The sequence below is a fragment of the Cupriavidus sp. 8B genome, from assembly GCF_054589115.1.
Genome location: NZ_BAAILO010000606.1, coordinates 11,745 through 38,116, shown reverse-complemented (window position 1 = coordinate 38,116; position 26,372 = coordinate 11,745). Strand labels below are relative to the sequence as shown.

The 26,372-nt window shown below is 66.2% G+C and carries 24 protein-coding genes and 1 pseudogene; 20 read left to right on the top strand and 5 right to left on the bottom strand.

Annotated elements, in window-relative coordinates:
• Positions 1–152: 152 nt before the first annotated feature.
• The 8 genes from ACYP5B_RS50135 to ACYP5B_RS50100 all read left to right on the top strand — a co-directional run bounded on the left by ACYP5B_RS50135 (position 153) and on the right by ACYP5B_RS50100 (position 8,336).
• Entirely contained in the window at positions 153–587 is a 435-nt protein-coding gene (locus ACYP5B_RS50135) for an HIT family protein (protein ID WP_400097611.1), read from the top strand.
• Between the two features lie 165 nt (positions 588–752).
• Positions 753–2,666, top strand: coding sequence for an ABC transporter ATP-binding protein/permease (locus tag ACYP5B_RS50130; protein ID WP_459574908.1), 1,914 nt, complete (start codon positions 753–755; stop codon positions 2,664–2,666).
• 52 nt (positions 2,667–2,718) lie between these two features.
• Positions 2,719–3,132, top strand: a complete 414-nt coding sequence (locus ACYP5B_RS50125) for a gamma-butyrobetaine hydroxylase family protein (RefSeq protein WP_267605475.1) — start codon at positions 2,719–2,721, stop codon at positions 3,130–3,132.
• A 44-nt stretch (positions 3,133–3,176) separates the two neighbouring features.
• Positions 3,177–3,908 carry a bifunctional demethylmenaquinone methyltransferase/2-methoxy-6-polyprenyl-1,4-benzoquinol methylase UbiE gene (gene ubiE / locus ACYP5B_RS50120; RefSeq protein WP_267605476.1) on the top strand — a complete coding sequence of 244 codons (732 nt, stop codon included), beginning with the start codon at positions 3,177–3,179 and terminating at the stop codon, positions 3,906–3,908.
• A gap of 52 nt (positions 3,909–3,960) precedes the next feature.
• Positions 3,961–4,986, top strand: a complete 1,026-nt coding sequence (locus ACYP5B_RS50115) for a Tim44 domain-containing protein (RefSeq protein WP_459574905.1) — start codon at positions 3,961–3,963, stop codon at positions 4,984–4,986.
• Positions 4,987–5,287: 301 nt separating this feature from the next.
• On the top strand, positions 5,288–5,962 hold the full coding sequence (locus ACYP5B_RS50110) for a ubiquinone biosynthesis accessory factor UbiJ (RefSeq protein ID WP_400097603.1): 675 nt from the start codon (positions 5,288–5,290) through the stop codon (positions 5,960–5,962).
• Positions 5,963–6,059: 97 nt separating this feature from the next.
• Positions 6,060–7,637, top strand: a complete 1,578-nt coding sequence (ubiB, locus tag ACYP5B_RS50105) for a ubiquinone biosynthesis regulatory protein kinase UbiB (protein WP_459574903.1) — start codon at positions 6,060–6,062, stop codon at positions 7,635–7,637.
• Between the two features lie 63 nt (positions 7,638–7,700).
• Positions 7,701–8,336: a methyltransferase domain-containing protein gene (locus tag ACYP5B_RS50100; RefSeq protein WP_459574901.1), complete on the top strand. Its 636-nt coding sequence runs from the start codon at positions 7,701–7,703 to the stop codon at positions 8,334–8,336.
• 92 nt (positions 8,337–8,428) lie between these two features.
• On the opposite strand, the gene ACYP5B_RS50095 is transcribed toward ACYP5B_RS50100, so the two are convergent.
• Positions 8,429–9,037, bottom strand: a complete 609-nt coding sequence (locus ACYP5B_RS50095) for a hypothetical protein (RefSeq protein ID WP_459574900.1) — start codon at positions 9,035–9,037, stop codon at positions 8,429–8,431.
• Between the two features lie 445 nt (positions 9,038–9,482).
• Here ACYP5B_RS50095 and ACYP5B_RS50090 point away from each other — a divergent pair, with 445 nt between their 5' ends.
• From ACYP5B_RS50090 to aspS, 4 genes are all read left to right on the top strand, one after another.
• Positions 9,483–10,919 (top strand): high affinity choline transporter 1, encoded by a 1,437-nt coding sequence (locus ACYP5B_RS50090; RefSeq protein WP_400097594.1) that lies wholly within the window; start codon positions 9,483–9,485, stop codon positions 10,917–10,919.
• Positions 10,920–11,117: 198 nt separating this feature from the next.
• On the top strand, positions 11,118–11,477 hold the full coding sequence (locus ACYP5B_RS50085) for an FmdB family zinc ribbon protein (RefSeq protein ID WP_318236652.1): 360 nt from the start codon (positions 11,118–11,120) through the stop codon (positions 11,475–11,477).
• 14 nt (positions 11,478–11,491) lie between these two features.
• Positions 11,492–12,190, top strand: a complete 699-nt coding sequence (locus tag ACYP5B_RS50080) for a DUF502 domain-containing protein (protein WP_318236658.1) — start codon at positions 11,492–11,494, stop codon at positions 12,188–12,190.
• A gap of 43 nt (positions 12,191–12,233) precedes the next feature.
• Positions 12,234–14,039, top strand: a complete 1,806-nt coding sequence (gene aspS / locus ACYP5B_RS50075; RefSeq protein ID WP_318236651.1) for an aspartate--tRNA ligase — start codon at positions 12,234–12,236, stop codon at positions 14,037–14,039.
• A gap of 67 nt (positions 14,040–14,106) precedes the next feature.
• Here the strand turns inward: aspS and ACYP5B_RS50070 are convergent, their stop codons facing one another.
• A complete protein-coding gene (locus ACYP5B_RS50070; protein WP_400097590.1) occupies positions 14,107–15,405 on the bottom strand; it encodes an MFS transporter in 1,299 nt (432 codons plus the stop codon).
• Positions 15,406–15,438: 33 nt separating this feature from the next.
• Entirely contained in the window at positions 15,439–16,425 is a 987-nt protein-coding gene (gene speB, locus ACYP5B_RS50065; RefSeq protein WP_459574898.1) for an agmatinase, read from the bottom strand.
• 129 nt (positions 16,426–16,554) lie between these two features.
• Between speB and ACYP5B_RS50060 the strand changes: the two genes are divergently transcribed.
• The 4 genes from ACYP5B_RS50060 (at position 16,555) to ACYP5B_RS50045 (ending at position 19,883) form a co-directional block, all read left to right on the top strand.
• Positions 16,555–17,451 (top strand): LysR family transcriptional regulator, encoded by an 897-nt coding sequence (locus ACYP5B_RS50060; protein WP_318236648.1) that lies wholly within the window; start codon positions 16,555–16,557, stop codon positions 17,449–17,451.
• A 189-nt stretch (positions 17,452–17,640) separates the two neighbouring features.
• Positions 17,641–18,528 (top strand): hypothetical protein, encoded by an 888-nt coding sequence (locus ACYP5B_RS50055; protein WP_459574896.1) that lies wholly within the window; start codon positions 17,641–17,643, stop codon positions 18,526–18,528.
• Positions 18,529–18,624: 96 nt separating this feature from the next.
• Positions 18,625–19,098 (top strand): dihydroneopterin triphosphate diphosphatase, encoded by a 474-nt coding sequence (gene nudB, locus ACYP5B_RS50050; RefSeq protein ID WP_459574895.1) that lies wholly within the window; start codon positions 18,625–18,627, stop codon positions 19,096–19,098.
• Positions 19,095–19,883 (top strand): endonuclease/exonuclease/phosphatase family protein, encoded by a 789-nt coding sequence (locus ACYP5B_RS50045; protein WP_400097581.1) that lies wholly within the window; start codon positions 19,095–19,097, stop codon positions 19,881–19,883. Before nudB ends, ACYP5B_RS50045 begins: the two co-directional genes overlap by 4 nt.
• Positions 19,884–19,892: 9 nt before the next feature.
• On the opposite strand, the gene ACYP5B_RS50040 is transcribed toward ACYP5B_RS50045, so the two are convergent.
• Positions 19,893–20,774 (bottom strand): LysR family transcriptional regulator, encoded by an 882-nt coding sequence (locus ACYP5B_RS50040; RefSeq protein ID WP_459574894.1) that lies wholly within the window; start codon positions 20,772–20,774, stop codon positions 19,893–19,895.
• A gap of 135 nt (positions 20,775–20,909) precedes the next feature.
• On the opposite strand from ACYP5B_RS50040, the pseudogene ACYP5B_RS50035 reads away from it, so the two are divergent.
• A pseudogene (locus ACYP5B_RS50035) lies at positions 20,910–21,506 on the top strand (short chain dehydrogenase); the annotation flags it as partial.
• Here the strand turns inward: ACYP5B_RS50035 and mobB are convergent.
• Positions 21,494–22,051: a molybdopterin-guanine dinucleotide biosynthesis protein B gene (gene mobB, locus ACYP5B_RS50030; protein WP_459574922.1), complete on the bottom strand. Its 558-nt coding sequence runs from the start codon at positions 22,049–22,051 to the stop codon at positions 21,494–21,496. The pseudogene ACYP5B_RS50035 and the gene mobB sit on opposite strands and share 13 nt — an antisense overlap.
• A 141-nt stretch (positions 22,052–22,192) precedes the next feature.
• Here mobB and clsB point away from each other — a divergent pair, with 141 nt between their 5' ends.
• From clsB to ACYP5B_RS50015, 3 genes are all read left to right on the top strand, one after another.
• Positions 22,193–23,452, top strand: a complete 1,260-nt coding sequence (clsB, locus tag ACYP5B_RS50025; protein ID WP_400097575.1) for a cardiolipin synthase ClsB — start codon at positions 22,193–22,195, stop codon at positions 23,450–23,452.
• Positions 23,453–23,819: 367 nt separating this feature from the next.
• On the top strand, positions 23,820–24,410 hold the full coding sequence (locus ACYP5B_RS50020; RefSeq protein WP_043418171.1) for a TetR/AcrR family transcriptional regulator: 591 nt from the start codon (positions 23,820–23,822) through the stop codon (positions 24,408–24,410).
• A gap of 73 nt (positions 24,411–24,483) precedes the next feature.
• A complete protein-coding gene (locus ACYP5B_RS50015) occupies positions 24,484–26,271 on the top strand; it encodes an acyl-CoA dehydrogenase C-terminal domain-containing protein (RefSeq protein ID WP_459574891.1) in 1,788 nt (595 codons plus the stop codon).
• Positions 26,272–26,372: the final 101 nt, after the last annotated feature.

The window sequence follows — 26,372 nt, the reverse complement described above, 5'->3', positions numbered from 1 at the left end:
GCGGGTGGGGGGCCGGGGGAGAGGGCAGGCGGTCGCCAGCCCGCGGGCTCTCACTTCGAGCTAGCTCCCGCCCTCTCCCCCAACCCCTCTCCCGCAGGGCGGGAGAGGGGAGCCAATTCTGGACGATCGGTTGACGCATCGGGAGCGCCCGCATGAATCTCGTCCCCAACTGCCCGCTGTGCGAGACCGACGGCGGCGAACTGGTCTGGCGCGGCGAGCGCGCCCGGGTCATCCTGGTCGAGCACGAGCGCTTTCCCGGCTTTTGCCGGGTGGTGTGGAACGGCCACGTTGCCGAGCAGACCGACCTGCCCGAGGACGACCAGGCCTGGCTGATGCGGCTGGTGGCGCGGGTGGAGCGCGCGGTGCGCGAGTCCATGGCGCCGGACAAGGTCAACCTGGCCGCCTTCGGCAATATGGTGCCGCACCTGCACTGGCACGTCATTCCGCGCTACCGCTGGGATACGCATTTTCCCGAAGCCGTCTGGGCGGCTGCGCAGCGCGAGCCCGATGTGGCGCGCCTGGCCGGCCTTGTGCAGCGCCTGCCGGCATTGCGAGCGGCCCTGGCGAAACTGGACGAAGCAGGCTGACGCAAGGCGTGCCCGTGCCAGTGCCCGTGCCGTGCTGGCGTTACTGTCGGTTTTTTTGAGTTTCCGGAACCAGCAAGGCAGCGCCGTCTTCTAACATCCGTTGTCTTCATTCCCACAAGAGCGGGGCCGGTGGATCAGCCCTGGCCCGCCTGCGCGAAAGGTGCCATGTCCACACCGACTTCCGTTACTGTTCCAGGCCCGGCCGTGCCGGCCCGTGCCCTCAAGATCCAGAGCCGCCTGCGGGTGGCCGAGACGTGGGACCTGATCAAGCCTTACTGGAAATCCGAGGACCGCAAGGCCGGGCTGGGGCTGCTGGCCTTCGTGGTCGCGCTCAATCTCGGCATCGTCTACATCAACGTGCTGCTCAACGAGTGGAACCGCGTGTTCTACAACGCGCTGGAGCAGCATGACTACACCTCCTTCAAGGCGCTGCTGATCCGCTTTTCCTGGATCGCCGGCTTCTTTATCGTGGCGGCCATTTCCCGGCAGTACTACACCATGATGCTGCAGATGCGCTGGCGTACCTGGATGACCGACCGCTTCATGGACCACTGGCTCAGCCATCAGGCTTACTACCGCATCGAACAGACGCACGCCACGGACAACCCCGACCAGCGGCTGGCGGACGACCTGCGCTCGTTTACCGATGGCGCGCTGTCCCTGTCCCTCGGCCTGCTCAATTCGGTGGTGACGCTGGTGTCGTTCGTCGGCATCTTGTGGGCCGTTTCCGGGCCGATCAGCTTCATGCTGGGCGGCACCGAGATCACGATTCCCGGCTATATGGTGTGGTTCGCGGTGGGCTATGCGGTGATCGGTTCGCTGATTGCCCACGTGGTGGGCCGGCCGCTGATCGGCTTGAGTTTCCAGCAAGAGCAGTACGAGGCGGATTTCCGTTTCATGCTGGTGCGCTTGCGCGAGAACAGCGAGCCCGTGGCGCTTTACCGGGGCGAGCCTACCGAACAGGCGGGCCTGCGCTCGCGGTTTGACCGCATCCGCGCCAACTGGAAACAGTTGATGCGTTATACGCGGCGCCTGACCTTCGTCAGTTCCGGTTACGGCCAGTTCGCCATCATCTTTCCGCTGCTCGTGGCCGCGCCGCGCTACTTCGCCGGCAAGATGACGCTGGGCGGGCTGATGCAGGTGAGCCAAGCTTTCGGCCAGGTGCAAGGTGCGCTGTCGTGGTTCGTTGACAACTACTCCACGCTGGTCGGCTGGAAGGCGGCGGCCAACCGGCTGATCGATTTCCGCGACGCCATCCGCGTTGCCGAGCGCCAGGATCAGGAGCACACTGGCGTGCGCGACATCGAGGTGGTCCAGGCCGATGCCGCTACCGGTACCGGTACCGGTAGCGGTGCGGGTGCCGGTGCCGATTCCGAAGGCATCCGCATCGACACCCTCGCGCTGGCGCTGCCAGTGCGCACCGGCAACGGCGGCGAGATCCAGCAGCGTCCGCTGGTGGCGCCGTTCTCGCTGGAGATCGCGCCCGGCGAACGCTGGCTGGTCAGCGGCCCCTCGGGCTGCGGCAAGAGCGTGCTGTTCCGTGCGCTGGCCGGCATCTGGCCTTATGGCAGCGGCACGGTAGCCATGCCGCGCGCGGCCCGGATGCTGTTCCTGCCGCAGCGCAGCTACCTGCCGATCGGCTCGCTGGCCGATGCGCTGGCCTATCCCGACGCCGGCACCGTGCATAGCCGCGAGGCCTTGCAGAAGGTGCTGCGCGAAGCCCGGCTCGGCGCCCTGACCGAGCAGCTCGACGTGTTCGACAACTGGTCGCTGCGGCTGTCGCCGGGCGAGCAGCAACGCCTGGCCTTTGCGCGCGCGCTGCTGCAAAAGCCCGATTACCTGTTCCTGGACGAGGCCACCAGCGCGCTCGACGAGGAAACCGAAAGCGCGATGTACGGCCTGATGGTGGACTCCCTGCCCGGCGCGGCCATCATCAGCATCGCCCACCGCAGCACGGTAGCCGCCTTCCATGGCCGCCGCCTGCGCTATGTCGCGGCCGACGGCGCGCACTGGGAGACTGAGCAAGATGGGCAAGGCGAGGCGGCTGCGGTAAGCTATCGGGTCGTACACGAAGCGTAAAGGCCGGTGTGGCCGCAACCTGCGGCTCGCCCTCAGCCGCACGCCACCCATCATGGCAGGCCTCGAAAAAGATACTCCGCATCCCACCGCCCTTACCGTGCACACCCAGTCGCGCGTGCTGGAGGTGGGTTTTGACAACGGATCCAGCTTCCGGCTGCCGTTCGAATACCTGAGGGTGAACTCACCCTCGGCCGAAGTGCAGGGCCACGGCCCGGGCCAGGAAGTGCTGCAGACCGGCAAGCGCGACGTCACCATCGCCGCGGTGGAGCCGGTCGGCAACTACGCCATCCTGATCCGTTTTTCCGACGGTCACGATACCGGCATCTATTCCTGGGAACTGCTGTACCGCCTGGGCGCCCAGCAGGACGCCATCTGGCAGTCCTACCTGGAGCGGCTGGAAGCGGCCGGCGTCGATCGCGACACCCCCATGGTGGCCCCCGGCGGCCATGCCTGCGGCAACCATTGAGATTGCGTGCCCCCGCGGGCCATTACTGAATTCTGGAGCGAGTTATGAGCGAGACCCACTTCGGGTTCGAGAAGGTCAAGGAAGAAGAGAAGGCCGGCAAGGTGGCCGAAGTCTTCCATTCGGTGGCCAACAAGTACGACGTCATGAACGACCTGATGTCCGGCGGCATGCACCGGCTGTGGAAGATGTTCACCATCGCCCAGGCCGGCGTGCGGCCCGGCTTCAAGGTGCTCGACATCGCCGGCGGCACCGGCGACCTGGCCAAGGCCTTCGCGCGCCAGGCCGGGCCAACCGGCGAGGTCTGGCTGACCGACATCAATGAGTCGATGCTCCGGGTTGGGCGCGATCGCTTATTGAATAAAGGCATCGTCACCCCCACTTGTCTCTGTGACGCAGAGCGGATTCCATTCCCGGACAACTACTTCGACCTGGTCACCGTGTCCTTCGGGCTGCGCAACATGACGCACAAGGAGGTGGCCCTGTCCGAGATGCGCCGGGTGATCAAGCCGGGCGGCAAAGTCATGGTGCTGGAGTTCTCCAAGGTGTGGAAGCCGCTGGAAAAGGCCTACGACATGTATTCGCTGAAGTTCCTGCCGTGGCTGGGACAGCGGGTGGTACAGGATTCCGATAGCTATCGCTATCTGGCTGAATCGATCAGAATGCATCCAGACCAGGCTTCACTTGTACGTCTTATGGAACATGCGGGCCTGGAGAATGTCGAATACTTCAACCTGACAGCAGGAGTGGTGGCACTCCACGTCGGGCGAAAGTACTAGACTGATATAGGCTCAAAGAAAAATGAGCGAACTTAACAGGGGAAGCACTGATATGTCGCTATTTCGCGCAAAATTCATGGCGGGTGTGCTCATTGGCACGCTTGCCCTCGGCATGGCGCTCGACGCCAATGCCAAACGCCTCGGCGGGTCGCGCAGCATTGGCAAGCAATCGTCCGGCGTGACACAACGCCAGCAGGCGCCGGCACAGCAATTGCCCAACCAGACGCCCGCGCAGCAGGCACCGGCCCAGCAAGCCGCACCGGCCGCCGCAGGCGCCGGCGCGGGTGCAGCCGCTGCTGCCGCACCCAAGCGTAACTGGGGCGGCATGCTCGGCGGCATCGCCGCCGGCCTGGGCATTGGCTGGCTGCTGTCGCACTTTGGTCTGGGTGGCGCCGCCATGGGCTTCCTGTCCAACCTGATCCTGATTGCCCTGGTGGCATTCGCCGCAATCTGGCTGATCCGCAAGTTCCGCGGCGGCTCGAAGGCTCCCCAGCAACCGGCCTATGCCGGTGCAGGCGCCGGCAGCGGCTCGGGTAACGGCTTTGGTGGCAGCAACGAACCGGTACTGCGCCAGCAAGTGCCGGCTGGCGCAGCCAACCCGGTCATGCCCGCGCCCGGCTCCGCCTCCTCGATGCAGTCCGCCGCACCGGTGATGGCTGGCGCGGCTGCCGGCGCAGCAGCGGGCGCGGCCCAGCCCTGGGGCGTGCCGGCTGACTTCGACACCGAAGCCTTCCTGCGCAACGCCAAGGTTTATTACGTACGCCTGCAGGCGGCCTGGGACGCCGGCAACCTCGATGACATCCGCGAGTTCACCACCCCGGAAATGTTCGCCGAGATCAAGATGGACCTGTCCGAGCGCGGCACCGAGGTCAACAAGACCGACGTGGTCACGCTGGAAGCCGAACTGCTCGGCATCGAAGACAGCCCGGCCCAGCATCTGGCCAGCGTGCGCTTCTCCGGCATGATCCGCGAAAAGGCCGGCGATCCCGCCCAGCCCTTCGCCGAAGTCTGGAACCTGGCCAAGCCCGTAACCGGCCCCGGCGGCTGGCTGCTGGCAGGGATCCAACAGAGTTCCTGAGTGCAGGAAGTGCCTCGCCGGCAGGTTCAAGGCCGGCAGGTGGCATAGAATGGAGGCCCACGTGAAAACGTGGGCTTTTTTTGTATGCGGGGATGAATCCCGAGGGGAAGTCGCCCCATCCGGCGCGCCTTCTTTGCCCACTTTCTTGGCAAGACGAGAAAGTAGGTTGCCGCCCCGCAGGGGGGTGAAACTGCAGTTGCAGTTGCTTTTGACGTGAAGCTGAGCAGTTGAAGTTGAAGTTGACCCTAAAACCGACGAACCCATCACTCCCCGAAAGGCCCGCGCCCAGCCACATCCCATCATGACCACCCTCCCCACCCCCCTGGCCACGCCCCCCATCACCGCCCTGAACCACCTGCTGGAGCAAGAACCCTGGGCAACCTCCATGCTCCAGCCCTTCGCAGGCCGCATCATCCGCTTTGACGCGGCTGCGTTCACGCTCGCATTGAAGGTGACAGGGCAGGGCCTGACGGAACTGGCCCCGGTGGATGAAACCCCGGCGGTCACGCTGACGGTGCCGCTGCAGCAGTGGCCGCTGGTAGCGTCGGACGTGGCGGGCGGGGGGCAGGCGGCGGCGATGAAGCATGTGCGCATCGAGGGCGATGCCGAACTGGCCAATACGGTCTCCACGCTGGCCCGCAGCTTGCGCTGGGATGCGGCCGAGGACCTGTCGCGCGCATTGCGCGGCATCCTGGGCGGCACGCTCAGCGACAGCGTGGCGCAACGGGTGGTGGACGGCGTGCAGCAGGTGCATGCGCAGGCCACGCGGGTGGGCCGCGCGCTGGTCGATAACGTGACCGAGTACCTGCTCGACGAGCAGCCGACCCTGGTGCGCCATGCCGCACTCGACGAGTTCGGCGCCGGCGTGAGCGCGCTGCGCGACGACCTCGCCCGGCTGGAGAAGCGACTGGAGAAGCTGGAGCAGCGCACCCGCTCCGAGCGTGGCGCCGGCACGCTGCCGTCCGCCCATCGCTGAGCGCCCGCTGCCTGCCACCGCCAGACCCTTGCTCCTCTACGGCTTTATCCATTGCCAGACCGGCCAATCAGCACGGTCCCAACACTGAAGAACCTGCATGACCCGCTTCCTGCGCCTTTGCAAGATCGTTTTCGTCATCCTCTACTACGGCCTCGACGAACTCGTGCTGTCCGGTTTCAAGAGCCGCCGTATCCGTTTCCTGGCGCGTGTCATTACCATTGGCCGCAAGCTCGACATGCCCCGCGGCGAACGCCTGCGGCTGGCGCTGACGCGCCTGGGGCCGATCTTCGTCAAGTTTGGCCAGGTGCTCTCCACCCGGCGCGACCTGATGCCCGAGGACATCGCCGACGAGCTTGCCAAGTTGCAGGACCAGGTGCCGCCGTTCGATTCGGTCGCAGCGGTCAAGATCATCGAGCGCTCGCTGGGCCGGAAACTGACGACGCTGTTCGAGAGCTTCGATCACAAGCCGGTGGCCAGCGCGTCCATTGCCCAGGTGCACTTCGCCATCCTGAAGGGCGGCCCCAACCACGGCCGCGAAGTCGCGGTGAAGGTCCTGCGCCCGGGCATGCTGCCGGTCATCGACAGCGACCTGGCGCTGATGCGCGACCTGGCCGCCTGGCTTGAGCGCTTCTGGGCCGACGGCAAGCGCCTGAAGCCGCGCGAGGTGGTCGCCGAGTTCGACAAATACCTGCACGACGAGCTCGACCTGATGATCGAGGCCGCCAACGCCAGCCAGCTGCGCCGCAACTTTGCCGATACCAAGCTACTGCTGGTGCCCGAGGTGTTCTGGGACTGGTGCAGCAGCGAGGTCTTCGTGATGGAGCGCATGCACGGGATCCCCATCTCGCGCACCGAGTCGCTCAGGGCAGCCGGCGTCGACATGCACCTGCTGGCCGAGGAGGGCGTGGAGATCTTTTTCACGCAGGTGTTCCGCGATGGGTTCTTCCACGCCGACATGCACCCGGGCAACATCCTGGTGTCGGTGGCGCCGCAGACTTTTGGGCGCTATATCGCGCTGGACTTCGGCATCGTCGGCGCGCTGTCCGAGTTCGACAAGAACTACCTGGCGCAGAACTTCATCGCCTTTTTCCGCCGCGACTACCATCGTGTGGCCTTGCTGCACGTGGAGTCGGGCTGGGTGCCGCCCAATACGCGGGTGGAGGAACTGGAGAGCGCGGTACGGGCGTGCTGCGAGCCCTATTTCGACAAGCCGCTCAAGGAGATCTCGCTGGGCATGGTGCTGATGCGCTTGTTCCAGACCTCGCGCCGTTTCAATGTCGAGATCCAGCCGCAGCTGGTCCTGTTGCAGAAGACCTTGCTCAATATCGAAGGGCTGGGGCGCCAGCTCGATCCGGACCTGGACTTGTGGAAGACCGCCAAGCCCTTCCTCGAGAAGTGGATGCACGAACAGGTGGGCTGGAAGGGCGCCTGGGAGCGCATCCAGGTGGAGGCCCCGCAATGGGCCAAGATGCTGCCCGACTTCCCGCGCCTGGCGCACCAGTTCCTCGAGCGCCGCGCGCTGGTCGACAATGGCCAGCAAGAGAAGCTGCTGGCCGCCCTGGTTGCCGAGCAGCGCCGCACCAATCGCCTGGTTGGCACGGCCTTGCTGCTGGTGGGCGGATTCATCGCCGGCGTGGTGTTGACCGAACTGCTGGCCTGGGTTGGTTACTGGTAACGGTAACGCGCCGAATCGCCTGGGTGGCGTGGGCAAGTGTGATTCAATGCAGTGGAGGTTAGCTTGACCAAATCCGATAACGCCGCGAACAAGACCGGGGTCCCGCCAGCTTTTGCCACGCGCAACGCGGCCGATCCGGCTTTCTGGGATGAGCGCTTCGAGAAGGGCTTCATGCCCTGGGACCTGGGCGGCGTGCCGGCCGATTTCGAAGCCTTCGCCAGCGCGATGGCGCCATGCCCCACGCTGGTCCCTGGCTGCGGCAACGGCTGGGAAGCGGGTTGGCTCCATGCGCGCGGCTGGCCGGTGACCGCCATCGATTTCTCGCCCGAGGCCGTGGCCAGCGCGCGCCGCGCGCTAGGGCCGGCCGGAGCCGTCGTGCATCAGGCGGATTTCTTTGCCTTTGTGCCCGAACCTGCCTGCCAGTGGATCTACGAGCGGGCTTTCCTGTGTGCCTTGCCGCCAGCCATGCGGGCCGACTATGCCGCTCGCGTGGCGCAACTGCTGCCGCCGGGCGGCTTGCTGGCCGGCTACTTCTTCCTTGACGAGATGCGCGGCGGGCCGCCTTTCGCCATCCCCGAGGCAGAACTGCGCGCGTTGCTTGCGCCGGCCTTCGAGCTGGTGGAGGCGCGGGCCGCCACTGGCTCGCTGCCAGTGTTTGCCGGCCGCGAGCAGTGGCAGGTCTGGCGCCGCAGGCCTTAAGTTCCGGCCTTGGGTTTCAGCCCTGGGTTTCAGGCCGAAGCTTCAATCCTGAGCTTCAATCCTGATCTTCATCGCCAGGCGCCGGGCTTTCCTCAGCCGCGCACGCGGGCGTTGTGCTTGTCATGGTAGATCGCCCGGCTGTCGCGGTTTTCGGCGCGCTGGATGCCGCGCTGCTCGCCCGCGCCGACACGGCCGTTGGCGCCGGCACGCGCTTCGCGCCGATCCACGTGAGCCTGGCCGCGTTCGAGGCTGCCGGCCTCGCGGTTGGTGAGCGAGCCGTTGGCCACGCCGTTCTTGATGCGCTGCTCCTGGTTGATATTGCGTTGCACGTCAGCCTGCATGCGCTGCGACGAGGCGCTGGCGGGGTTGCCGGTGATGCCGTTGTGCGTGTCGTGCGCGATATCGCGGCTCACGTTGTTCTCGGCACGCTGGATCGACGCCTGCTCGCGCGGCGAGACCGAGCCGTTGGCCAGGGCGCGCGCTTCCATGTGATCCACCCGTGCGGTCTGCCTTTCCAGGCTGGCCGCTTCGCGCGTGCTCAGGCTGCCGGATTTCAGGCCGCGCTCGATGCGCTGTTCCTGGTTGACGTTGCGCTGCACGTCCTGCGAGACCGCCGCGGTCTGGGCGCTGGCCAGGCCGGCACCGAGCAGGCCTGCGGCAATCATCAGGGTCTTGAGCATCTTGGTTTGGCGGCTGGACATGGTGTTTTCCTTTTCCTCGTTGGGTCGTGGGCGGCAGCCTGGCTCGTGGGCGGGCGCCCGATGTTGCTGCCTTGCTCCCTTAATGCCCGGCGCACACGGCCCGCTGACGCGGGGTTTGTAAGCTGTGTAACCGCGAGTAAGCCGCAGTCTCCCGCACCACGGTGGGGCGCCGCGGCCGCGGCGGGCATCCTCGGCGCCGGGCACGTCACCTGTGGCGCCAGGGCTGCACCGTCCCGCGCAATTTCCGGGTGGCAGGGATTTTTTTCCTCGCCGGGCGGCAGGCGTCGCTATAATCCGCGTTTTGATTCGGCTACGACCGCAGGCTAGATCGGCCACCCATGCGGCCCCGACCGATGAATTGGACTCCGGGCAAGGCTGGCCGCAAATCCCGCCTCACCGGCAACCGGTTTCTCGCCGCAAGGGCACTTTGGGATAGGGCAGCAGCATGCTGATCTGGTTCGTCATCATCTACTGGGTAATCTCCGTCGGCATTGGCCTGTGGGCCGCATTGCGCGTGCGCAACGCCACCGACTTCGCGGTAGCTGGCCGCAGCCTGCCGTTCTATATCGTCACCGCCACCGTGTTCGCTACATGGTTCGGCTCGGAGACGGTGCTGGGCATCCCCGCGGTCTTCCTCAAGGAAGGCTTGTCCGGGGTGGTGTCCGATCCCTTCGGTTCCTCGCTTTGCCTGATCCTGGTCGGCCTGTTCTTTGCGCGCCCGCTGTACCGGATGAACCTGCTCACCATCGGCGATTACTATCACAACCGCTACGGGCGGCTGGCCGAGGTGCTGACCACGCTGTGCATCGTGATGTCCTACCTGGGCTGGGTGGCCGCGCAGATCAAGGCGCTCGGGCTGGTGTTCTTCACTGTCTCGGACGGCGCGCTGTCGCAGGAAGCCGGCATGATGATCGGGGCCGCCAGCGTGCTCGTGTACACCCTGTTCGGCGGCATGTGGGCCGTGGCGGTGACCGACTTCATCCAGATGATCATCATCGTGATCGGGATGCTGTATATCGGCTATGAAGTCAGCGGCCAGGCCGGCGGCGTGGCGGCGGTGGTGTCGCATGCGGCGGCGGCCGGCAAGTTCGAATTCCTGCCGTCGCTGGACCTGATACAGATCATCGGCTTCGCGGCCGCGCTGTTTACCATGATGCTCGGATCGATCCCTCAGCAGGACGTGTTCCAGCGCGTGACCTCGTCGCGCACCGAGAAGATCGCCGGGCGCGCTTCGGTGCTCGGCGGCGTGCTCTACTTCTGCTTCGCCTTCATCCCGATGTTCCTGGCCTACTCGGCCACCATGATCGATCCGGAGATGGTGCAGAAGTACATCAACACCGATTCGCAGCTGATCCTGCCCAAGCTGATCCTGACGCACGCGCCCATGTTCGCCCAGGTGATGTTCTTCGGCGCGCTGTTGTCCGCCATCAAGAGCTGCGCCTCGGCGACGCTGCTGGCGCCGTCGGTCACCTTTGCCGAGAATATCCTGCGGCCGTATTTCCGCCATCTCGACGACCGCCGCTTCCTGCGCGTGATGCAGGCCGTGGTGCTGGTGTTCGCCGTGCTGGTGACGCTGTTCGCGCTGAACTCGCATCTTTCCATTTTCCATATGGTGGAGAATGCGTATAAGGTCACCTTGGTGTCGTCGTTCGTCCCGCTGGCCTTTGGCATGTTCTGGAAGCCGGCCACGCGCCAGGGCGGCCTTGCCGCGATCATCCTCGGGCTGGTTTCCTGGCTGTGCTGCGAAATCGCTTTCGCCGACGCGGCGGTGCCGCCGCAGATGGTCGGCCTGCTGTTCTCCATTGGCGGCATGGTGTTCGGCTCACTGCTGCCGCAGTGGATCGGCGACCATCCGCGGGTCGAGGAAGCGCATCCGGCCTGAGCGTTGCGGGCACCTGACGCTTCGCGCGTGGCTTCGAAGGCATTTCCAGTCCTTTTTCCGCCGGCCCGGCGTTCTCAGAACGGTTTATAATTCAAGGCTTTGCACCGCAAGGTGGCGCACGGGGGTGGCAACTTCCCGGTCGGCGCGACCACGCGGTTCCACCCAATTTCCGTTCCAGAATCCTCGCGGAGAGCCACTATGCCGATCTATGCCTATCGTTGCGAAGCCTGCGGCCACGGGCGCGATGTACTGCAGAAAATGAGCGATGCCCCGCTCACCGACTGCACATCCTGCGGCGCCAAGGGCACGTTCAAGAAGCAACTGACCGCTGCGGGCTTCCAGCTCAAGGGGTCGGGCTGGTACGTCACCGATTTCCGCGGCGGCAGCGGCGGCACGGCCGCGGCGCCTGCCACGGCGGCAGCCGGCAGCGCTGCCGAAGGCAAGAGCGAAGCCGCCGCACCGGCCTCGTCCGGCGCGGCCACTGACTCCTCCAGCACCGCCAGCACGGCGTCGACGAGCACTGCCGGCGGTTCCGGCAGCGCCGTCGCCAGCCATTGAAGGCAGAACGCATCGTGCCGGCGAAGAAGACTTCCGCCCTCAAGACCTGGTTCCTCACCGGGCTATTGGTGCTGGTGCCGCTGGGCATCACGCTGTGGGTGTTGAACCTGGTCATCAGCACCATGGACCAGAGCCTGGCCCTGCTGCCTGCGGCCTGGCAGCCCGTCGAGCTGTTCAAGGTGCGCATCCCGGGCCTGGGCGCCATCCTGACAGTGGTGTTCATCCTGCTGGTCGGCCTGCTGACCCACAACTTCATCGGCCAGCGCCTGGTGCGCTGGTGGGAAGCGCTGCTGCGCCATATCCCGGTGGTCGGGCCGATCTACACCAGCGTCAAGCAGGTCTCGGACACGCTGCTCTCCTCGTCGGGCAATGCCTTTCGCAAGGCGCTGCTGGTGCAGTACCCGCGTGAGGGCTCGTGGACCATCGCCTTCCTGACCGGCCGTCCCGGCGGCGACGTGCAGAATCATTTGCAGGGCGAGTATGTCAGCGTCTACGTGCCGACCACGCCTAATCCGACCTCGGGCTTCTTCCTGATGATGCCCAAGGCCGATACCATCGAACTCGACATGACCGTCGACGCCGCGCTGAAGTACATCGTCTCGATGGGCGTGGTGGCGCCGACCGAGCTGCCACGCAAGAGCGGCTCGGTGCGCGCCGGCGAAGCGCAGGCAGAAACCCTCGCCGAGTCCGCCGGCTCATCGCATTCAAATTGATCGCCGGCCGCATCGGCGGCCGCGTTATTCCGGGAATTCTCTTATGTCCTCCATGCGTACTCACTATTGCGGTCTCGTGACCGAAGAACTGTCGGGCCAGGAAGTGGCCCTCACCGGCTGGGTGCAGCGTCGCCGCGATCACGGTGGCGTGATCTTCATCGACCTGCGCGACCGCGAAGGCCTGGTGCAGGTGGTGTGCGATCCCGATCGCCCGGAAATGTTCAAGGCTGCCGAAGAGATCCGCAACGAGTTCTGCATCCGCGTCACGGGCAAGGTCCGCCCGCGTCCGGCCGGCACCGAGAACGCCAACCTGACCTCGGGCAAGATCGAGGTCCTGTGCCATGAGCTGACCGTGCTCAACCCGTCGGTGACGCCCCCGTTCCAGCTCGACGACGACAACCTGTCCGAGACCACCCGCCTGACGCACCGCGTGCTGGACCTGCGCCGCCCGCAGATGCAGTACAACCTGCGCCTGCGCTACAAGGTGGCCATGGAAGTGCGCAAGTACCTGGACGCGCAAGGCTTCATCGACATCGAGACCCCGATGCTGGGCAAGAGCACGCCCGAAGGCGCGCGCGACTACCTGGTGCCTTCGCGGACCAACCCGGGCCACTTCTTCGCGCTGCCGCAATCGCCGCAGATCTTCAAGCAGATGCTGATGGTGTCGGGCTTCGACCGCTACTACCAGATCACCAAGTGCTTCCGCGACGAGGACCTGCGCGCTGACCGCCAGCCCGAGTTCACGCAGATCGACTGCGAGACCTCGTTCCTGAACGAGCAGGAGATCCGCGACCTGTTCGAGGACATGATGCGCACGGTGTTCAAGAACGCCATCGACGTCGACCTGGACGCCAGCTTCCCGGTGATGGAGTTCCGCGAAGCCATGGCCCGCTTCGGTTCGGACAAGCCTGACCTGCGCGTCAAGCTCGAATTCACCGAACTGACCGACGCCATGAAGGACGTCGACTTCAAGGTGTTCGCCGGCCCCGCCAACAGCGAGAACGGCCGCGTGGTCGGCCTGTGCGTGCCGGGCGGCGCCGCCATCTCGCGTAGCGAGATCGATGCCTACACCCAGTTCGTCGCCATCTACGGCGCCAAGGGCCTGGCCTGGATCAAGGTCAACGAAGTGGCCAAGGGCCGCGACGGCCTGCAATCGCCGATCGTCAAGAACCTGCACGACGCCGCCATCGCCGAGATCCTGAAGCGCACCGGCGCCAAGGACGGCGACATCATCTTCTTCGGAGCGGACAAGGCCAAGGTCGTCAACGACGCCATCGGCGGCCTGCGCCTGAAGATCGGCCACTCCGAGTTCGGCAAGACCCACGGCCTGTTCGAGGACGTGTGGAAGCCGCTGTGGGTGATCGACTTCCCGATGTTCGAGTACGACGAGGAAGATGCCCGCTGGGTCGCCATGCACCACCCGTTCACCAGCCCCAAGGATGAGCACCTGCAATACCTGGAAACCGATCCGGGCAAGTGCATCGCCAAGGCCTATGACATGGTCCTGAACGGCTGGGAAATGGGCGGTGGCTCGGTGCGGATCTTCCGCGAGGACGTGCAGAGCAAGGTGTTCCGCGCCCTGAAGATCGGCGAGGAAGAAGCACGTGCCAAGTTCGGCTACCTGCTGGACGCGCTGCAATACGGCGCGCCCCCGCACGGCGGCCTGGCCTTCGGCCTGGACCGCATCGTCACCATGATGGCCGGCGCCGATTCGATCCGCGACGTGATCGCCTTCCCCAAGACCCAGCGCGCGCAAGACTTGCTCACGCAAGCGCCGAGCTCGGTCGACGAGAAGCAACTGCGCGAGCTGCATATCCGCCTGCGCGCTGCAGAGCCGAAGACCGCCTGAGCCGGGCTTTCGCCTGCTTGAGAAGGGCCGCGCGCAAGCGCGGCCTTTTTGTTTTATCCCTATCGCCCTAAACGCTCGCCGCGCTTGCGGGTAGGCCTGCCTCTCGCGCCCGCCCCACCCACACCACGCACACCAGCGACAGCGCCGCAGATCCCGCATAGAACACCGCCATCGGCCACCACTGCGGGAAGAACCTGTCCGCCAGCAGCGTTGCCAGCAGCGGCGTCAGGCCGCCGGCGAAGGCGCCGCACACCTGGTATGACAGCGAGATGGCGGTGTAGCGGATGCGCGCGGCGAACATGCCGGTGACAAAGCCGGCAATGACGGCGTAATAGCCCGATTCGCATAGCGTGGCGATGGCGATGCCCAGGAATACCGTGTGCGGTTGCCCCATGCGCACCAGGGGCAGCATGACGAACGGCACCACGATGGCGCAAGCGGCGACGATGGCGAGCACGCGCCGGGTGCCGAAGCGGTCAGCCAGATGCGCCGCGCCCAGCTGCACGAAGAACTGCAGCACCGCCACCCAGAACATGCAGTCGAGAATCATTGCCCGGTCCAGCGCCAGGTACTGCGTCGCATACGAGATCATGAAGATGTTGCTGAAGTACACGCCGGCGATGCCGTACACGTTGGCGCCGATCGCCAGCACGATCAGCGGCCACGCGCGTAGTGCTTCGGCCAGTGGCTGGCGGGCCACGTCGCCGGTGGCCCGCATGGTCTCGAACTCGGGCGATTCATTGACCGACCGCCGGATCACGAAGCCGACCGCCAGCAGCACCGCGCTGGCCAGGAAGGGCAGGCGCCAGCCCCATTGCATGAGGGCGTCTTGATCGAGCCGGCCCACGGCGCTGAAGGCCAGCATCGACAGGATCAGCCCGCCCGCGCTGCCCAACTGCGCGAACGAGGCGAAGAAGGTGCGCCGGCCGGCCGGCGCGTGCTCGCCCGCCAGCAACACCGCGCCGCCCCACTCGCCGCCGACCGCAATGCCCTGCAGCACGCGCAGCGCCACCAGCGCCACGGGCGCGATCCATCCGGCCTGCGCATACGTCGGCAGGCAGCCGATCAGCACCGTGGCGATGGCCATCAAGGACAGCGTGCCCATGAGCGCGCGCTTGCGCCCGAGGCGATCGCCGATGCGGCCGAACAGCACGCCGCCAATGGGCCGCGCCAGAAAGCCGATGGCGAACGAGCCGAACGAGGCCAGCAGGCTCAGCAGGCGACTCTCTCCGGGGAAGAACAGCGGCCCGAACACCAGCGCCGCGGCGGTGGCGTAGCTGTAGAAGTCATACCACTCGATGGTGGTGCCGACAAACGATGCCAGGGCCGCGCGGCGCGGCTGGGGAGCAGGCTGGGTAGTCTGCATGGTGGGTCTCCTGATTATTGTCGGGGGAGGGATTCAGGCGCCGCGGTACTCGACGCCGGGCAGCACGCACAGTAGTTCGAACGCCAGATTGGCCCCGAGCAGCGCCGTGGTGCCGAACGGGTCGTACGGCGGCGATACCTCGACCAGGTCAGCGCCGACGATGTCCAGCCCGCGCGCGCCACGTACGATCTCCAGCGCCTGTGGCACCGTCAGCCCGCCGATCTCCGGCGTGCCGGTGCCAGGCGCGTAGGCTGGGTCGATGCCGTCGATGTCGAAACTGATGTAGACCGGGCCGCCCTGCAGGCGCGCGCTGACTTCCTCCATCAGCGGTGCCAGCGACCGGTACCAGCATGCTTCGGCCGTGATCACGCGAAAGCCCTGCTGGCGGCACCAGTCGAAATCCTCGGCGGCATAGCCGGTGCCGCGCAGGCCGATCTGCACCACACGGCCGCAATCGAGCAGCCCCTCCTCCACGGCACGACGGAACGGCGTGCCGTGCGCGATCTTCTCGCCGAACATGGTGTCGTTCACGTCGGCATGCGCGTCGACGTGGATCAGCCCGAGGCGGCCATACCTGGCGTGCATGGCGCGCAGGATCGGCAGCGTGACAGTGTGGTCGCCGCCCAGCCCGACCGGGCGGCAACCCGTGGCGATGATGTCGCGGTAAGCCGCCTCGATGCGCGCGATGGAGTCATGCAGGTTGTACGGATTGGTCGCCACGTCGCCGATGTCGGCCACGCGCAGCGAATCGAAGGGGGCGGCGCGCGTGGCCATGTTGTAGGGGCGCAGCAGCACGGATTCGGCCCGGATCTGGCGGGGTCCCAGGCGCGCGCCGTTACGGTTGGACGTGCCCAGGTCGAATGGCACGCCGACGAAGCAGGCATCCAGCCCGGCGGTGCTCGCGGCGGCGGGCAGCCGCATCATGGTGGCGATGCCGCCGAAGCGCGGCATGGCGTTGCCGGACATCGGCTGGAAGGGTTCGGCCTCACCGGCCGGGTGGCGTAGCGTGTTTGCATGCATGGCGATCGATTCATCATGCCGCGCTCAGCGGCACGTTCTGGTGGAGACACCTGCATTCTTTCCGATTGCTCCAACGCGTAGAATGCGAAATCTCTGAACCAAACATTGATTCGGCTCGATGTATCGACCATGCTGGGACAACCTTCCGATCTTGACCTGCGCCTGATTCGCGTTTTCCTGGCGGTGGTGGATGCCAATGGCATCACGCCCGCGCAGGCGACGCTCAACGTCAGCCAGTCCACCATCAGCACGCAGCTTTCGACGCTGGAAACGCGGTTGGGCTACCGGCTGTGCGAGCGGGGGCGCAGCGGTTTCCGGCTGACCCCGCGGGGTCAGCAATTTGTCGAGTCCGGGCGCAAGCTGCTGACGGCGCTGGATGTCTTTGGCGCGGAAGCGCGCAAGGTGGGCCGCACATTGGTGGGCACGCTCAGCCTGGGCTTGATCGGGCATACGCCGGTGAGCGCCAATGCACGTATCAGCCAGGCAATCGAGCGCTTCCGCCAACGGGACGAATCCGTGCATTTCTCCGTGTTGGTGCGCTCGCCGGGAGAGCTGGAAGGGCTGTTGCTGGACGGCAAGATCCACATGGGCATCGGCTACTTCTGGCACCGTGTGCCGGCGCTGGACTACACGACCATCTTTCACGAGACGCAGCTCGCCTATGCCGGACGCAGCCATCCGCTCTTCGCCGAGGCCGGGCGAGTCGACCCGGCGGTCGCGCTCGGCCATGCGTGGGCCTGGCGCAGCTATCCGCTGCCGGAGGCGGCGGGTTCGCCGGCAGACCGGCTGGTGACGGCAGTGGCGGACAATATGGAAGCGGTGGCGATGCTGGTGCTGTCCGGCCGCCACCTTGGGTACTTGCCGGCGCATTTCGCGGCGCCCTACGTGCAGCAGGGACAGCTGGCCCCGCTCGCGCCGGACGCGATGCGCTATGACGTACCGTTCGACATGGTGGTGCGCCGCAAGCCGCACCGCAACGATCTGCTGGACGCCTTCATTGCCGACATGAAGGCGGCGCACGCCTGAAGCGCGGGAGATCCGCTCAAGTTCGGCGGCGCGGTCTCTGACGCGCCACGTGCCACAGCCGGCACCAATGGCTGGTTTCCAATTGTTACATCGCGGAACGAAGCCCCCTCCCGGCCAGTCTTCTCCCTTTATAGCGCCAAGCCGCAAGCCCATTTCGAAGGCACGCCGGCCGCGCGGGAGGAATCTGCCGTGTCCCTGGATGTTGAACTGATTCGCCAGTTTTTACTGGCTCATGCCGAAACCATCGTCACCTGGCTGGTGGCCGGGCTGGTGATGATGCTGCTGGCGCGTTTCGAGCTACGCCGCGCGGTGCGCCGCTCGGCGGTGGCCATGTCGGAGTCCGTGGCGACCACGGTGGCGGCTTGCGTGCCGGATATCGCCCATGCCGCGCAGACCGGCGGCGGTGGCGCGCCGATGCTGGAGCCGGTGGAGATGCAACGCGCCGAGGCCCTGCGCCGGGTGGCGCTGGATACGGTGGGCACCGTCATGGCGCGCGGACGCTGGCTGGAGGACCTTGGCAACCTGAGGCTGGCCGACGAGGCCCTGTTGCAGGGCAGCCGCGCCGGCGGCGCGGATCCTTTGCTGGTGGTGGCGCCGCAGCCGGTGGTGCAGGCTTACCTGACGGCCCAGCGCGGCTTCGATGCGTACGCCGCGCAACTGCGCGACGAGCGCCGCGAGGCCTTGCGGCTGCAGGACGGCTTGCAGGCGCTGGCTGCGGAGGCCACGCATATCGAGCAGGAAACCGGCAGCATCGTGATGCGCTTCGAGCAGGTCAACGCCCAGGCGGCCCAGGGCATGGAAGGCGGGGACTACCAGCGCTTCCTGATCCAGAAATACAACGCGCTGGGTGTGCGCGAGAAGGAGATCGCGCAGGAGCGCGCGCAGTTGCAGGCGCAACTCCAGCAATGCGCCGACCGCCTGGCGGCGCATGCGCACGCGGCTTCGCGCGAGTACACGCAGGCGCTCACCCCGTTGATGCAGCAACTGCGCGCCGCGTGGGGCCACGGCGACTCGCCGGGCGTATTCGAAACCTGGTTGCGCGAGACGCCAGTTCAGCCTAACGCCTACGCCGCATGACTGGGCCGGGCCCGCGAGGCTGTCCCGGCGGCCATGTTTCCCATGGCGCCCGGGCGCATCTGCGGTAAGCTTGGGGACGCCGTTTGTCCTATCCCCATGTCCTACAAAATTCCTGAATCCGTCCTGGTTGTGATTCACACGCCGGACCTGCAAGTGCTGTTGATCGAGCGCGCCGACCGGCCGGGCTACTGGCAGTCCGTCACCGGCAGCCTGGACGCGCCGGACGAGCCGCTCGCGCTGACGGCCGCGCGCGAGGTGGCCGAGGAAACCGGCCTGATCGCCGCCGAGCACCAACTGCAAGACTGGCAGCACACCATCGATTACGAAATCTACCCGCAGTGGCGCCACCGCTACGCACCCGGCGTGACGCGCAATACCGAGCACTGGTTTGGCCTGTGCGTGGCGCAGCCGCAGCCGGTGACGCTAGCGCCACGCGAACACCTGCAGTATCAGTGGCTGCCGTGGCGGGAAGCCGCCGTGCTCTGCTTCTCGAGCAGCAACGCCGAGGCGGTGCTGCAGCTGGGCTGGCGGGTGCAGGGGCAGCGCGCGACCTGTGGAGCGGACCTATGAGGCTGCGCGTCGTCACCTACAACATTCACAAAGGCGTGACCGGCATCAAGGGCAAGTCCCGGATCCACAACGTGCGCGACGGCCTGCACGTGGTCAACGCCGACATCGTCTTCCTGCAGGAAGTGCAGGACCGCAATGACCGCCTGGCGGCGGCGGCTTTGTTCGATCCCGATTACACCCAGCTCAACTACCTGGCGACCGACGCGTATCCGCATTCGGTCTACGGGCGCAATGCGGTGTACGACCACGGGCACCACGGCAATGCCATCCTGTCGCGCCATCCCATCCTGATGTCGGAAAACCTCGACATCTCCGATCACCGCTTCGAGCAGCGCGGCCTGCTGCACGCGGTGGCGGACATGCACGGGGTCGAGGCCCACCTGATCTGCGTGCATTTCGGCTTGTTCGCGCGCAGCCGCGCGCGGCAGGCGGAGGCGCTGGTCAAGCGGGTGCAAGATGTGGTGCCAGCCGAGGCGCCGCTGGTGATCGCCGGGGATTTCAATGACTGGAACCACCGGCTCGACAACCTGATCTGCACCACGCTCGGGGCAACTGAGGTGTCCTCCGCCGGCGGCGCGCGGCTGCATACCTTTCCCAGCCACATGCCCTGGTGGCAACTCGACCGCATCTATGTGCGCGGCTTCGAGATCGAGCACGCCAGCGCGCTAACCGGCCGCGACTGGGCCCAGCGCTCGGACCACGTCCCCTTGATGGCGGAGCTTGCCCGCATTGCCGTGCCGGAACGGCCGGTTGCCCACAAGGTCAAGGTGGGCACGTCTTCCTGAGGGCTGTCCTCAAGCCCCCATTTTCTCCAGCATGATGTCAACAAAACAGGCCTGCTTGGGCAGCGGCCGCGGGTCGCGCGGATAAAGCAGGTGCACCGGCCTTGGCGCCGGCATGGTGTCCTCCAGCAGCGGCACGAGCAGTCCGGCGGCGATGTCTGCCGCCAGCAGCACTTCCGGCTGCATCACCACCCCACAGCCAGCCAACGCCGCGCGCCGCAGCGCCTGGCCGTTGTTGGCCGTCAGCGGCGCGGATGGTACCGCCGCCGCACCGTCTCCGGGTGCCGGCCACCCCATGCCTTGCGGCCACAACAGATGATTCAGGCAACGGTGCCCGGCCAGGTCCGCCAGCGTGCGCGGATGGCCCGCTTGCGCCAGGTAGGCCGGCGCCGCGCAGATCGCCATGCGATACGGCCGCAACGGCCGCGCCACCAGATGGTCGGAGCTGGCTAGCGCGCCGATGCGCACGGCGGCGTCGAAGCCATCGGCAATCAGGTCGGTAAAGGCGTCGTCAAGCACCAGTTCCACCGTCACTTCCGGATATCGCAGCAGGTAGGCCGATACCGCCTCGGCCACCGCCGTCTCGCCCAGCGTCACCGGCGCGGTCACGCGCAGGCGGCCGCGCGGCTGGCTGTGCAGGCGTTCCGCCACGGTCTCCGCGTTGCGCACGCGTTCCAGGATCTGCCGGCATTCCTCCAGGAACAGGCGGCCGGCTTCGGTCAGGCTCTGGCGGCGCGTGCTGCGTTGCAGCAGGCGCACGCCCAGATGCCGCTCCAATTGGCCGACATGCTTGCCCACCATCACCGCCGACAGGCCGAGCGCATCGGCGCAGGCGCTGAAGCTGCCGGCTTCGGCAGCGGCGGCAAACACTTCCATGCTGCGCAGCTTGTCCATCGATTACTAATTAATTGTTAGGGATGCGCGAAATCCTAGCCCATTTAGCCGCCATGAATCCACTTTCACAATGCATTCCTGATGACACGGGAAGGAATTCCGTCATCCCAAACAATCGGAACCATGGGGAATGCGATGAAAATTGTTGTGATCGGAGCCAGCGGAACGCTCGGCCAGGCGGTGGCAGAGAACCTGTCGGCTCGCCATGAAGTGGTACGGGTGGGAAAGTCGCGCGGCGAGCACCGGGTCGACCTGACCCGGCCGGAGTCGGTGCAAGCCTTGTTCGAAGGCATTGGCCGGGTGGACGCGATCGTCGCCACCACCGGGAGCCTGTTCTTCGGGCCGCTTGCGCAGATGCGGGCCGAGGATTTCGAGATCGGGCTGCAGGACAAGCTGCTGGGGCAGGTGCGGCTGGCGCTGGTTGGCCAGCACTTCCTGAGCGATGGCGGCTCGATCACGCTCACCAGCGGCATTGTCGGCAGCGAGCCGATCCGCATGGGCGCCAATGCCGGCAGCGTCAATGCGGCGCTGGAAGGGTTCGTGCGCAGCGCGGCGCCGGAGCTTGAGCGTGGCCTGCGCATCAATGTGGTCAGCCCGACCGTGGTGCAGGAGTCATGGGCCGCTTATGGCGATTTCTTCCCCGGCTACGAGCCGGTGCCGGCCGCGCGCGTCGCGCTGGCCTTCCAGCGCAGTGTGGAAGGGCCGCGCAGCGGGCATGTCTATCGCGTCTGGCGAGGCTGCGCCAGGGCAGCAGCCAGTGCAGGCGTGAGCTCGAGCGCACTGTCTCGGATCACCTGGCAGATCGCGTCGAGGTCCGCCAGGTCCAGCACGGGCAGGGCGGTGAGCGCGGCCACCGCCTGCGGCTGGTCGCTGGCGACGGCCATGATGCTCGGTACCTCCGGCCATAGCGGCGGCGTGCCCAGGTCCGGCCGGAACACTTCCAGCTTGGGGAAGTCACTGCGCTTGTAGCCTTCCACCAGCACCAGGTCCGTGTCGGCGGGCAGCACGGCCAGCGCGTCGGCCAGTTCCGGCGAGGCCTCGGCTTCGGGGTAGTGGCGCATCAGCGTGAGGTGCCGCGCGCCTACCAGCACGACATTGGCGCAGCCGGCCTGGCGCATGCGCCAGGAGTCCTTGCCCGGGGTGTCCGGGTCAAAGCCATGGTGGGTGTGCTTGACGCCGGCCACCCGCAGGCCGGCGGCGACGAAGCGCGGGATCAGTTGATCCAGCAACGTGGTCTTGCCGCTGCCGGACGTACCGGAGATGCCGAAAATCTTCACGATGTCGGGGGCTGCGAGGGGATAAAGCGGCGACGATAGCAGAGAATGGCCGCGGCGGCGCGCATGGCCCCACACGTTGTGCGCGCCGCGCGCGTCGCCTGGCGCACGCACAGGACATCGGCGTGCCTGATAATGTGGCTCATGTCATCGATTCCGCCCCCACGCTCGCCGAAGCACGCCGGCCCGCTGCGCTCCGAATGGCGCCGCGGCAGGCCTCTGGGCGGCAACGCGGTCCGCTTGCTGCGCGGCGGCAACGAGTTCTTCCCGGCCCTGGTCGCCGCGATCGACCAGGCTGTATTCTCGGTTTCGCTCGAGACCTACATCTACGCCGACGATGCGGTCGGTGCGGCGGTGGGCGACGCGCTGATCCGCGCTGCCGGGCGGGGCGTGGCCGTGCACCTGGTGGTGGACGGCTTCGGCGCCGGCGACATGCCGGCCGGGCTTGCCGCGCGGCTGCGCGAAGGTGGCGTGTGCCTCAAGATCTTCCGTCCCCTGCGCCGTTTCAGCCTGGCGCGGCGCAACTTGCGCCGGCTGCACCGCAAGCTGGCCGTGATCGACCAGCAGATCGGCTTTGTTGGCGGCATCAACATCATCGATGACCACAACCACGGGCCCTTCGAGGGCGCCGGGCTCGGCCCCCGCTACGACTTCGCGGTGGAGGTGCGGGGCCCGCTGGTCAACCAGATCGCGCTGACCGCCGAGCGCCTGTGGTGGCAGCTATCGCTGCGCGGCGAAATGCGCAGCGTTGGCCTGGCGGGGGTGGCGGCGGAGTTTCCACTGATCACCGACCTGCCGCTGCCGCGCCAGGACCAGGCCGGCGGCATGCGCGCCGTGCTGCTGCTGCGCGACAACCTGCGCAACCGCCGCGCCATCGAGCGCCAGTACCTGCAAGCACTGGGTGGCGCGCGGCGGGAAGTGATCATTGCCAACGCGTACTTCCTGCCTGGGCACAAGATGCGCCGCGCCCTGCTGGCCTGCCGCAAGCGGGGGGTGCGCGTGCGGCTGTTGCTGCAGGGCATGGTGGAGTATCGTTTGCAGCACTATGCGACCCACTCGCTCTACGCGACCTTGCTTGCGGCCGGCGTGGAGATCCACGAATACGCCGATAGTTTCCTGCACGCCAAGGTAGCCGTGGTAGATGACGCCTGGGCCACGGTGGGCTCCAGCAATATGGATCCATTCAGCCTGCTACTGGCGCGCGAAGCCAATGTGGCCGTCTATGACAGCGCGTTTTGCGCTGAGCTGCGCCAGGAGCTGGAGCATGCCATTGCCTCGCGCAGCGTCGAGGTCAAGGCCGCCACGCACGCGCGCCGTTCGGCGGTGCGCCGGATGGCGAGCTGGACCGCCTATATGGTGCTGCGTGTCGGCGTGATCATCGCCGGCGTGACAGGGCGGTACTGATCGCGGGACAATACTGCGCGGGGCGATGTTGCTGTGCATCACGCGCGGCAACAATGATCGCTATCTTGCTGCGTCGCGGCATGTTGCAGCGCAGGAGCGCTGCCGCTGCGTTTAGAAACCCCGATCTAATTAAAAGCTTGCTGCCAGCGGGCGCGATCACAATAATCTGAACGGTCGTTCTTTTTTGCCTTAGACTGCGTGCATTCGGGTCTGCCAGGCGGTGAAGCAGCCAGCCGGGCAGCGAAAAAATGCATTAAGTCAGGGTCATACGCGGTGCGATCCGTTTCGCGCCGCGAAGAACGGAGAAAAAATCATGCGACACCAGTCAGCTCGTCTCGAATCCGCCACTTCCGCGTCCCCCGCGCCCATGCGCAAGGGGGAAATGACGCGCGTGGCCATTCTGGATGCCGCGCTGGAATTGTCGTCCCGCGACGGGCTCGAAGGCTTGACCATCGGGCTGCTCGCGGAACGCATGCAGATGAGCAAAAGCGGCGTCTTCGCGCATTTCGGTTCGCGCGAGGACTTGCAGGTGGAAGTAGTGCGCGAGTATCACCGCCGGTTCGAGCAGGAGGTTTTCTATCCTTCGCTGCACGAGCCGCGCGGGCTGCCGCGCCTGCAGTCCATGGTGCGCCGCTGGATGGAAAAGCGCATCCAGGAAGTGACCACGGGATGCATCTACATCAGCGGGGCGGTGGAGTACGACGACCGCGCGGAAAGCCCGGTGCGTGACGAACTCGTCAAGAGCGTCACCATCTGGCGCGCCGCGCTCACGCGTGCCATCGACCAGGCACGGGAAGAGGGGCACCTGTGCGCGGATTGCGATCCTCGCCTGATGCTGTTTGAAATGTACAGCCTTGAACTAGGCTTGCATCATGACGCCCGCTTCCTGCGCTTGCCCGCGAGTGCCGAGCTAGCCATGGTCGCGCTCAATAAATTGATTCAGTCCTACCGTACCTGACGCCGCCGCGGCGTCCCGTGCCGGATCGTGCACGGGCGGCGTAGCGGCTTTGCAAACCTCCAAGGAGTCTTTGATGGGCCAATACACCGCACCGTTGCGCGACATGCAGTTCGTGCTCCATGAATTGCTCGGCGTGGAAGCCGAACTCAAGGCGCTGCCGAAGCACGCTGACGTTGACGCGGACACCATCAACCAAGTGCTTGAGGAAGCCGGCAAGTTCTGCTCCGAGGTGGTATTCCCGCTCAACCAGAGCGGCGACCGCGAAGGCTGCACCTACGTTGGCGACGGCGTGGTGACGGCGCCCAAGGGCTTCAAGGAAGCGTACAAGCAGTACGTGGAAGCCGGCTGGCCGGCCCTGGGCTGCGACCCGGAATACGGCGGCCAGGGCCTGCCCATCCTGGTCAACAACGCCTTGTACGAGATGCTGAACTCGGCCAACCAGGCGTGGACCATGTACCCCGGCCTGTCGCACGGCGCGTATGAAGCGCTGCACGCGCATGGCACGCCCGAACTGCAGAAGCTGTACCTGCCCAAGCTGGTCTCCGGCGAATGGACCGGCACCATGTGCCTGACCGAGCCGCATTGCGGCACCGACCTGGGCATCCTGCGCAGCAAGGCCGAGCCGCAGGCTGACGGTTCCTACACCATCACCGGCACCAAGATCTTTATCTCGGCCGGCGAGCACGATCTCTCCGCCAACATCATCCACCTGGTGCTGGCGCGCCTGCCGGACGCACCGCAGGGCACCAAGGGCATCTCGCTGTTCGTGGTGCCGAAGTTCATCCCCGATGCCAGCGGCAACCCGGGCGAGCGCAACGGCATCAAGTGCGGCTCGATCGAGCACAAGATGGGCATCCACGGCAATGCCACCTGCGTGATGAACCTGGACGGCGCGCGCGGCTGGCTGGTGGGCGAGCCCAACAAGGGCCTGAACGCCATGTTCGTGATGATGAACGCTGCCCGCCTGGGCGTAGGCATGCAGGGCCTGGGCCTGACCGAAGTGGCCTACCAGAACTCGCTGGCTTACGCCAAGGACCGCCTGCAGATGCGCGCGCTGACCGGTCCCAAGGCACCGGACAAGCCGGCCGACCCGATCATCGTGCACCCGGACGTGCGCCGCATGCTGCTGACGCAGAAGGCCTTTGCCGAAGGTGGCCGCGCGTTCAGCTACTGGACCGCGCTGCAGATCGACCGCGAGCTGTCGCACCCGGACGAGTCCGTGCGCAAGGAAGCGGGCGACCTGGTCGCGCTGCTCACGCCCGTGATCAAGGCCTTCCTGACCGACAACGCGTTCACCGCCACCAACGAAGGCATGCAGGTCTTTGGCGGCCACGGCTACATCGCCGAGTGGGGCATGGAGCAATATGTGCGCGACGCGCGCATCAACATGATCTACGAAGGCACCAACACCATCCAGGCACTGGACCTGCTGGGCCGCAAGATCCTGGGCGACATGGGCGCCAAGATGAAGGCCTTCGGCAAGATCGTGCAAGCGTTCGTCGAGGAAGAGGGCACCAACGAAGCCATGCAGGAGTTCGTCAACCCGCTGGCCGAACTGGGCGACAAGGTGCAGAAGCTCACCATGGAAATCGGCATGAAGGCCATGGCCAACCCCGACGAAGTCGGCGCCGCCGCGGTGCCTTACCTGCGCGTGGTGGGCCACCTGGTGTTCTCGTACTTCTGGGCCCGCATGGCCAAGATAGCGCTGGACAAGGAAGCCAGCGGCGACAAGTTCTACACCACCAAGCTGGCGACCGCACGCTTCTACTTTGCCAAGCTGCTGCCGGAGACGGCTTCGCAGATCCGCATGGCGCGCGCTGGCTCGGCCACGCTGATGGCGCTGGACGCGGATTTGTTCTGACGGACTGTTTGTCCTGAATTAATGCGGTTGTCTTAGCGCGGGCGCAAGCTACTGGCTCTGACGGTGTCGATGCCAATGGTGTGCTCCCCTCTCCCATGAAA